This is a genomic window from endosymbiont of Ridgeia piscesae (assembly GCF_001443665.1).
GTDB lineage: Bacteria > Pseudomonadota > Gammaproteobacteria > Chromatiales > Chromatiaceae > Endoriftia > Endoriftia persephonae.
The window spans coordinates 1-9,030 of record NZ_KQ557164.1; the positions used below are offsets into that span (position 1 = coordinate 1).

Below are 9,030 nucleotides of genomic sequence, written 5' to 3' on the forward strand. Positions count from 1 at the left end.
AATCTGGAAGGAAAAATTCATCGGCTGAATTTGACCTGACAGTCACGCCATCGAAATCGGTAACTGTCAGATTAAGTCCCGACTACTACAGCTGAATCCTGCCCCGGCATTGCGCTGGATAACCTTGAAGATTTGCCGGAGGAGACCTTCAAGGCGCCAAAAGAGTTTGTTGTCTCCATCAAAGGTCCGCTTACCACTCCCGTGGGGGGGCGGTATCTGTTCCCTAGGGCGCAACATCATGAAGCGACTAAGAGCGCCGTTTGCGGCGCTCCTAATCTGATAGGTCAGATTTTGCGACTGGGCATCTCCACATAGTCGGTCAGGCCATTTCCGGTATAGATCTGCCGTGGACGTGCGATGCGGCTGTTGGTGTCGCGCCGTTGCTCCCACCAGTGGGCGATCCAGCCCGGCAGACGCCCCATCGCAAATATTACTGTAAACATGCTGGTAGGGATGCCGATGGTGCGCAGGATGATACCGCTGTAGAAGTCCACATTGGGATAGAGTTTACGTTCGATGAAATAGGGATCCTGCAGGGCTATCTCCTCGAGTTTACGAGCAATATCGAGCAGTGGATCCTTCTTTCCTGGCTGGGAAAATAACCGTTCCGCCACCTCCCTGAGCACCTTGGCGCGTGGATCGAAATCCTTGTAGACCCGGTGACCAAACCCCATCAGACGCACGCCGCTCTCCTTATCCTTGGCGAGATTTACATACGCCTGCGGGGTCATGTTGCCTTTGTGGATCTCCTCCAGCATGTTCATGACCGCCACGTTGGCACCGCCGTGCAGTGGACCCCAGAGTGCGCCGACGCCGGCAGAGCAGGAGGTGAACAGGTTGGCACCGCTGGAGGCGACCATGCGCACTGTTGAGGTAGAGCAGTTCTGTTCGTGATCGGCATGCAGGATCAGGATCAGATTGAGTGCGTCACGCACCAGATCGTCGCAGACATACTGGTCGTAGGGCTGAGAAAACATCATGTGCAGAAAATTATGCACATAGCGCTGGTGTGGATCGGGGTAGATGTACGGCTGGCCGGTTGAATGGCGATAAGCGTAGGCGGCAATGGTTCGGATCTTGCTGATCAACCGAGCCGCCGCCATGCGGAACTGCTCGGTATCCTCCAGCTCCAGAAGCTCAGGGTGGAAGCAGGAGAGGGTGTTGATCATGGAGGAGAGCACCGCCATCGGCGGGGCCGTGCGGGGGAAGCTATCGAAGTGGCTCTTCATGCCCTCGTCGAGGTTGGCGTGGAAGGTAAGATCCCGGGCAAAGTCAGTGTATTCATCGGTGGTCGGCAGACGGCCGCAGATCAGCAGCCAGACCACCTCAATAAAGTTCGGGCCGTTGGCAAACTGCTCGATGGGGATGCCACGGTAGCGCAGGATGCCCTTCTCGCCATCGATGTAGGTGATCGAACTCTGGCAACTGCCGGTGTTGGCGTAGCCTGGGTCGAGGGTGATGTGTCCGGTGCGGGCGCGCAGGCTGCTGATATCGATGGCCGGTTCATCTTCTGAACCTGTCACCAGAGGCAGATCATACTGCTCCCCGCCAAGGGTGAGGGTGGCCTTGTCTGACATGGTGTTTTCCCTTTTTAATCTGAATAGGTGACAACCAGAGTGATGCGTTGCCAGCGGTAATTCTGGGTGATTCAACGCTCTATTGGCTGTGGCGCTGCAATCTTTTTGAGGCCCCAATGACACCTGAAGGTGGACGCCAGATAAACCATCCGTTACTGAGGAAATGGGGACTTGGGGTACTCAATTTCCCCGCAACAGAGGTGGGAAAAGTTGCAATTTTTCCTATGATCGGACTGCTATCCTGTGGGACAGATAATCGCAATCCGTCCCATGCCCCAACGGCTTCAGAAAACAGCAAGGACCACCCCATGTCAGAGGACAGCCTCAACAGTGCGCTGCGTTACCATCGTTACCCCCGCCCTGGAAAGCTCGAGATCAAGGCGACCAAGCCACTCGCCAACCAGCTGGACCTTTCGCTGGCCTACTCGCCGGGGGTGGCCGAGCCCTGCCGGGAGATCGCCGCCGACCCTGCAAAGGCCGCCGACTACACCGCCCGCGGCAATCTGGTGGCGGTGGTCACCAATGGCACCGCAGTGCTGGGGCTGGGCGCCATTGGCGGGCTCGCCTCGAAGCCAGTGATGGAAGGCAAGGCGGTGCTGTTCAAGAAGTTCGCTGATATCGATGTGTTTGATATTGAGGTAGATGAGACCGATCCCGTGCGTTTCATCGAGATCGTCGCCGGCCTGGAACCGACCTTCGGCGGCATCAACCTGGAGGATATCAAGGCCCCTGACTGCTTCATCATTGAGGAGGGGTTGAAGCAGCGCATGAAGATCCCGGTCTTCCACGACGACCAGCATGGCACCGCGATCGTGGTTAGCGCGGCGATCCTCAATGCCCTGCAACTGGTGGGCAAGGAGATCGGGCAGGTGCGGTTGGTGGCCTCAGGCGCCGGCGCGGCAGCGCTGGCCTGCCTCGATCTGCTGGTGGGCCTGGGGATGAATAAGGCCAACATCGTGGTGACTGAGGCCGAGGCGGCGATGGAGAGCGGTGTGGCACAGCGCCCGATCGCTGATCTGCAGGCTTATCGGGAGGGGTTGCAGCAGCAGGTGTTCCGCACCGGCATGACCATGAAGCCGGTGTTCGATGCGGCCCGCAGTCAGCCGAGGCGGGTGGTTTATGCCGAAGGCGAAGAGCCGAAAGTGCTGCAGCTGATCCCCCAGGTGGTGGAGCAGGGTATCGCCCGGCCGATTCTGATCGGCCGTCGTGCGGTGGTGGAACGGCGCATTTGTGAGCTGGGGTTGGTGCTCGAGATCGGCCAGGATCTGCAGCTGGTCGACCCGCAGGATCACCCCCGCTACCCGGACTACTGCAAGCGGCTGTTCCAGCTTATGGCGCGCAAGGGCTGTTCGCCCACCGAGGCGCGCCAGCTGTTGCGGACCAACTCCAGCGTGCTTGCCGCGATGTTGCTGCTGGAGGGAGATGCAGATGCGCTGATCTGTGGTCTGGTGGGGCGCTACCGTCACCATCTGGAGAAGATTCAGGACATCATCGGCCCCGCCGATGGGGTGAAAAAACTCACCTCCATGAGCGTGTTGGTGCTCGACTCCGCCACCCTGTTTATCACGGATAGCTATGTGCAGGAGGAACCTGAGGCGGAGGATATTGCCGAGATCGTGCGGCTCTGCGCCGACGAGGTGCGTTGGTTTGGTGTTGAACCCAAGGCTGCTCTGCTCTCCCACTCCAATTTCGGCAGTCACGATTCGCGCTCCTCACGCAAGATGCAGCAGGCGTTGAAGATCGTCCGCACAAACCTGCCGGAGCTGGAGATCGACGGCGAGATGCATGCGGATCTGGCGCTGGATGCCACCCTGCGCACTCTGCGTTTCCCTGACTCCGGGCTGGCAGGAGCGGCCAATCTGCTAGTGATGCCGAATCAGGATGCTGCCAATATCGCCTTCAACATGCTCAAGGTGCTGGGTGATGGCATCACCATCGGTCCGGTGTTGGTCGGGGCGGCGGGCTCGGCCCACATCGTCACCCCATCGATCACCGTGCGAGGGCTGTTGAACATGACAGCGTTGGCTTCAGTGCGGGCGAGATAGGCTATGAGTTTGCCACCCATTTTTGGTCTGTTGACTATACTTGATCCAATCCTTGGCCAGATCCGATAAACAGAGCGAATGGTCGATAACAACAAACGACCGGTTTTTCTCAATCTCCTGCAGATTCATATGCCGATCACCGCCGTGGTGTCGATCTTGCATCGGCTGACCGGGGTGCTGATGTTTCTCTCCATTCCCTTGCTGGTAAAGCTGCTGAGTCTCTCGGTGAGTGGTGAGGAGGACTTTGCCCAGGCGCTTGAACTGTTTCGCCACCCGTTCTCGCAACTCCTGCTCTATCTGCTTTTGTGGGTCCTGCTGCATCATCTGCTGGCGGGGATTCGCTTCCTGCTGATCGATATGGAGATCGGCGTGGCGCGGCAGCAGGCGCGGGCCTCGGCCCGGCTGGTGCTGATCAGCGGGCTGTTCGCTGCACTGTTGCTGGGGGTATTACTATGAGTCGCCAGATGCCGGGGCTGCAAGCCTGGCTGTTTCAGCGGATTAGTGCGGTCTATCTGGGGCTCTATACTCCGCTTTTGCTTCTCTATTTTATCGTCATGCCGCCCCAATCCTATGCCGAGTGGCATGTATTTCTTGCCAGTCCCTGGGTCAATAGCTCGATCCTGTTGTTCGCGCTGGCGCTGCTGGTGCACGCTTGGGTCGGGGTCCGCGACGTGGTGCTCGACTATGTCCACCCCTACCTGCTTAGGCTGGCGATGCTCACCGGTGTTGCGGTGATGCTGATCGCCTGGGGTTTCTGGGTATTGCGCATACTGCTTGCGGTCACCGCTTAACCTAAGGAGATGGCATGTCACTGCAGCGCCGACACTTTGATTCTTTGATCCTAGGGGCTGGCGGCGCAGGCTTGCGCGCCGCGCTGCAGCTGGCGGAGGCCGAGGCGCGGGTGGCGGTGGTCTCGAAGGTCTTTCCGACCCGCTCCCATACCGTCGCCGCTCAGGGTGGGGTCAATGCCGCGCTGGCCAATGTCTCGGCGGACAACTGGCACTGGCATATGTACGACACGGTGAAGGGCAGCGACTACTTGGGCGATCAGGATGCCATCGAATATATGTGCCGCGCCGCCTCCAATATCGTCTATGAGCTGGAGCACTACGGCGTGCCCTTTTCGCGGCTTGAGAATGGCCGCATCTACCAGCGCCCGTTCGGTGGTCAGAGCCAGAACTTTGGCGGCGATCAGGCCTCGCGCACCTGTGCCGCCGCTGATCGTACCGGCCACGCCATCTTGCACTCGCTCTACCAGCAGAACATCCGCGCCAAGACCCACTTCTTCGATGAATACTTCGCCATCGACCTGATCCGTGACGCAGAGGGGGTGATCCTCGGTGCGCTGGTGCTCGACATCGCCAGCGGCGAGCCGCTGCTGATCGAGGCCAAGACCACCTTGATCGCCACCGGCGGCTGCGGTCAGCTGTTCCGCACCAACACCAACACCAACACCAACACCAACGCCCACATCAACACCGGCGACGGCATGGCGATGGCGTTGCGCGCCGGCATCCCGCTGCAGGATATGGAGTTCTTCCAGTTCCATCCCACCGGCATTGCCGGCAAGGGAATGTTGATCACCGAGGGCGCGCGCGGCGAGGGCGGTTATCTGATCAACGCCGAGGGTGAGCGTTTCATGGAACGCTACGCCCCCAACGCCAGGGATCTGGCGAGTCGCGACGTGGTCAGCCGCTCCATCGCCACCGAGATCCGAGAGGGACGCGGCTGCGGGCCGGACAAGGATCATGTGCTGCTTAAAGTCGACCATCTGGGAGAGGCGGTGGTGGCGAAGCGGCTGCCGGGCATTCGCGACACCTGCCGTACCTTCCTGCACATTGACCCCGCCTCTGAGCCGATCCCGGTGTTTCCCACCGCCCACTATGTGATGGGCGGCATCCCCAGCAACCGCTTCGGCGAGGTGGTGGTGCCGGTAGGGGAGGGGCCGGAGGAGGCGATCCCTGGGCTCTATGCGGCAGGAGAGTGCGCCTGTGTCTCGATTCACGGCGCCAACCGGCTGGGCGGCAACTCGCTGCTCGATATCCTGGTGTTTGGCCGCGCCGCCGGCAACCGCATCATCGACTATCTGAAACAGAATCGTTTCCACCGTCCGATGAGCGAGAGCAGCCTGGAAGCAGCGATGGCGCGGCTGCAACGCTGGGACCAGGCAGGTGATGGTGAGCGTGTGGACCAGCTCAGCAGCGATCTGAAACGGGTGATGGAGAGCCACTGCGGTGTGTTCAGGACCGAACAGGTGATGCACGAAGGGATCGAGGCGCTGCAACAGCTGCGCAGACGCATGGCCGAGGTGCGACTGAACGACAGCAGCAAGGTTTTTAACACCGCCCGGGTGGAGGCGCTGGAGCTGGAGAATCTGATGGATATTGCGATGGCCACCATGATGGCGGCCGAGGCACGCCAGGAGAGCCGCGGCGCCCACTCCCGGGTTGACTACCCGGAGCGGGACGATAGCAACTGGCTGAAGCACAGCCTCTATTTCCTGCAGGATGACCAGCTTGAGTTTAAGCCGGTCCGAACCAACCCCCTATCGGTGGAGAGCTTTCCGCCGAAGCCGCGTGTCTACTGAAGTGGGGCTTTCGAGCATGCGATTCAGAATCTACCGCTACAACCCGGAGCAGGATCAGGCCCCCTACATGCAGGAGTACCAGCTGGCGGAGGTCGCTCCGGGCATGATGCTGCGCGATGCACTGCTGCGGCTCAAGGCAGAGGATGAGTCTCTGACCTTCCGCCACTCCTGCGGCGAAGGGGTGTGCGGTTCCGACGGCATGAACATCAACGGCCGCAACGGTCTGGCTTGCATCACCCCGCTGGCCGGGCTGAAGGAGCCGGTAGAGGTGCGCCCCTTCCCGGGCATGCCGGTGATCCGTGACCTGGTGGTGGATATGGCGGCCTTCTACAAGCAGTACCGCATGGTCAAGCCCTACCTGATCCGCAACGAGCCGATACCGGAAGTGGAGGTGCTGCAGTCGCCTGCAGAGCGCGACCGGCTCGACGGGCTCTACGAATGCATCCTCTGCGGCTGCTGCTCCACCGCCTGCCCCTCATTCTGGTGGAATCCCGACAAATTCCTCGGCCCGGCAGCGCTGCTACAGTCCTGGCGCTTTCTTGCCGATAGCCGCGACCAAGCGGAGGTCGATCGGCTCGATGGGCTCGAAAGCCCCTACAAGTTGTTTCGCTGCCACACCATCATGAATTGTGTCGATGTCTGTCCCAAAGGACTCAATCCGACCCGCGCGATTGGCCTGATCCGGGAACTGATGCTGAAGCGATCGGTTTAGCTGTAGCAACACCGCCCTCTGTGCTCTGCAGCACGTGCTCTTGGGATAAACCTGTCCAACTGTTCTTTCTGGGATAATCCATGGATTTTGAATGGGTCGCTATCGCGCTGGGAGATGTTGCCTGGATATCCCTGGCTTTTTTTCTGGGCTTCCTGGCAAGACTGATTGGTCTGCCGCCGTTGGTGGGTTTCCTGGCAACCGGTTTCGTGCTCAATTATCTGGGTATCGCAAGCGGAGAGATGTTGGAAAAGCTTGCTGATCTGGGCATCACTCTGCTGCTGTTCACCGTTGGCCTGAAGCTGAACCTGAAGGTATTGATAAGGCCGCAGGTCTGGTTAGTGACGGTGCTGCATATCTCAATCATCATTGCTCTCTTTGGTGCGGTTATATTTAGTCTGGCCTTGATGAGTGCACCACTCTTCTCCGGTCTGGATCTCAAGCTTTCGCTGATGCTTGCCTTTGCATTGAGCTTCTCCAGCACCGTTTTTGTGGTCAAGTCACTGGAAGAGAAAGGGGAGATGAAGTCCCTGCATGGACGGATCGCTATCGGCATCCTGGTTATGCAGGACCTGGCTGCGGTCATCTTTCTGGCAGCATCGGCAGGGAAGCTCCCTTCACTCTGGGCGCTACTGCTGTTTCTACTTATTCCGTTACGACCACTGTTACACCATCTGCTGCAAAAAACCGGCCATGGTGAATTGTTGATTCTGTACGGCCTGGTCCTGGCCCTGGGCGGAGCCGAACTCTTTGAGCTGGTCGGAGTGAAGGACGATCTGGGGGCGCTCGTCATGGGGGTGTTGATCTCTACCCACTCCAAGTCAACGGAACTGGCCAAGTCGATGCTGGGTTTCAAGGACCTGTTCCTGCTGGGCTTCTTCCTCTCTATCGGCATGTCAGGCCAGCTCTCGCTGGAGGCGTTGATTATCGGTGGCTTGCTTGTACCCTTTGTCTTCGCTAAATCAGCGCTCTTTTTTGCTCTGATGACCCGTTTCAAACTACGGGCACGGACTTCCTTGTTAGCGACCCTGAGCCTGACCAACTACAGTGAATTCGGCTTGATCGTTGCCGCGATTGGCGTAACCAATGGGTGGCTGGATAGCGAGTGGTTGGTCGTTATCGCTATCGCACTCTCCCTCTCTTATGTTTTGGCAGCGCCATTAAACAGCATAGATAACAAAATTTACGGTCAATTCAGAAGTTTCTGGATGAGGTTTCAACGCAAAGAGAGGCTTCCGGATGACATGCTGTTGGATACGCTCGGTGCAACCATCGCTATCTTTGGCATGGGCAGAGTTGGCAGCGGTGCTTACGACAAGATGCGTGCACTGCATGGCGAGACTGTAGTTGGCATCGACTTTGATGCCGAGTTGATCAAAAGACACCAGTCGTTGGGACGCAATGTTCTGCATGGTGACCCGAGCGATGCGGACTTCTGGGACAAGATAGAGCAAGACCACAGTATCGAACTCGTCATGCTGGCGCTGCCAAATCTGGCAGCCAATCTGGATGCCCTGGAACAGCTGCGGGAGATCTCTTTCCCCGGACGTATTGCCGCGACGGCAAGGTATCCGGATGAGGAGGAGGGATTACGCCAGTCCGGTGCAACCGCTGTGTTTAACATCTACACGGAAGCAGGTGCCGGATTTGCTGATCACGTTGAGGTGCAAAACCAAGTCTGATGGACTTTCAGTGTTATCCATATCTGATGTTTTTTGATAAAAAAACTGATCGAAAAAGAGTATGTCGCGCCATGGGAAAGGGCCTTTGACCCTGTGTTAACCCCCTCGATGAGTTTATTCATCGCCAGACCACCAGTGGTGTGCAGCTCATGCTGTGTGCGATTGCGGCGCTCACTGCTTTACCCTCCATGCTTAGGATTTTCTGATGGCCAAAACCGGGATACTTTTTGCCTCTTTTCTTGCCGGGATTTCAGGGTTCCTCTGGCTGTTTTTTACCTATGAGATAGTGCTGAGGGATCAATGAGGTCGATTTAACCCCATCTCCCCACCTGATCCGTATTAATCGTTCCGAAAGTATTGGCAGTCTATTTTTGAACTTGCCAAAATATACTTTGTATCTGACATGCGGAAGAAACTCTTAATCAGCGAA

Annotated in this window: 7 protein-coding genes; 6 read left to right on the plus strand and 1 reads right to left on the minus strand. The window is 58.1% G+C overall.

All coding sequences use genetic code 11. The annotated features are described in order from the left end of the window. Positions 1 to 284: 284 nt before the first annotated feature. Entirely contained in the window at positions 285 to 1,577 is a 1,293-nt protein-coding gene (locus Ga0074115_RS15025; RefSeq protein ID WP_057957216.1) for a citrate synthase, read from the minus strand. 308 nt (positions 1,578 to 1,885) lie between these two features. Here Ga0074115_RS15025 and Ga0074115_RS15030 point away from each other — a divergent pair, with 308 nt between their 5' ends. The 6 genes from Ga0074115_RS15030 (at position 1,886) to Ga0074115_RS15055 (ending at position 8,600) form a co-directional block, all read left to right on the plus strand. Further along, the gene (locus tag Ga0074115_RS15030; protein WP_057957217.1) at positions 1,886 to 3,622 is read left to right on the plus strand and encodes a phosphate acyltransferase; all 1,737 of its coding nucleotides are present in this window, start codon (positions 1,886 to 1,888) and stop codon (positions 3,620 to 3,622) included. A gap of 78 nt (positions 3,623 to 3,700) precedes the next feature. Further along, positions 3,701 to 4,078 (plus strand): succinate dehydrogenase, cytochrome b556 subunit, encoded by a 378-nt coding sequence (sdhC, locus tag Ga0074115_RS15035; protein ID WP_060528686.1) that lies wholly within the window; start codon positions 3,701 to 3,703, stop codon positions 4,076 to 4,078. After that, a complete protein-coding gene (gene sdhD / locus Ga0074115_RS15040) occupies positions 4,075 to 4,413 on the plus strand; it encodes a succinate dehydrogenase, hydrophobic membrane anchor protein (protein WP_232433147.1) in 339 nt (112 codons plus the stop codon). The genes sdhC and sdhD overlap by 4 nt, the downstream gene beginning before the upstream one ends. Positions 4,414 to 4,427: 14 nt before the next feature. Continuing rightward, positions 4,428 to 6,209, plus strand: a complete 1,782-nt coding sequence (gene sdhA / locus Ga0074115_RS15045) for a succinate dehydrogenase flavoprotein subunit (RefSeq protein ID WP_060528687.1) — start codon at positions 4,428 to 4,430, stop codon at positions 6,207 to 6,209. A 16-nt stretch (positions 6,210 to 6,225) separates the two neighbouring features. Next, positions 6,226 to 6,921 carry a succinate dehydrogenase iron-sulfur subunit gene (locus tag Ga0074115_RS15050; protein WP_057957258.1) on the plus strand — a complete coding sequence of 232 codons (696 nt, stop codon included), beginning with the start codon at positions 6,226 to 6,228 and terminating at the stop codon, positions 6,919 to 6,921. Positions 6,922 to 7,001: 80 nt separating this feature from the next. Further along, a complete protein-coding gene (locus Ga0074115_RS15055; RefSeq protein WP_057957257.1) occupies positions 7,002 to 8,600 on the plus strand; it encodes a cation:proton antiporter family protein in 1,599 nt (532 codons plus the stop codon). The last annotated feature ends 430 nt before the right edge of the window (positions 8,601 to 9,030 follow it).

Bases quoted from the DNA above. Each gene is read 5' to 3' on its own strand.
- Ga0074115_RS15030 (WP_057957217.1), top strand. From the start codon at position 1,886: ATGTCAGAGGACAGCCTCAACAGTGCGCTGCGTTACCATCGTTACCCC.
- Ga0074115_RS15025 (WP_057957216.1), bottom strand. From the start codon at position 1,577: ATGTCAGACAAGGCCACCCTCACCCTTGGCGGGGAGCAGTATGATCTG.
- sdhD (WP_232433147.1), top strand. From the start codon at position 4,075: ATGAGTCGCCAGATGCCGGGGCTGCAAGCCTGGCTGTTTCAGCGGATT.
- sdhA (WP_060528687.1), top strand. From the start codon at position 4,428: ATGTCACTGCAGCGCCGACACTTTGATTCTTTGATCCTAGGGGCTGGC.
- Ga0074115_RS15050 (WP_057957258.1), top strand. From the start codon at position 6,226: ATGCGATTCAGAATCTACCGCTACAACCCGGAGCAGGATCAGGCCCCC.
- sdhC (WP_060528686.1), top strand. From the start codon at position 3,701: ATGGTCGATAACAACAAACGACCGGTTTTTCTCAATCTCCTGCAGATT.
- Ga0074115_RS15055 (WP_057957257.1), top strand. From the start codon at position 7,002: ATGGATTTTGAATGGGTCGCTATCGCGCTGGGAGATGTTGCCTGGATA.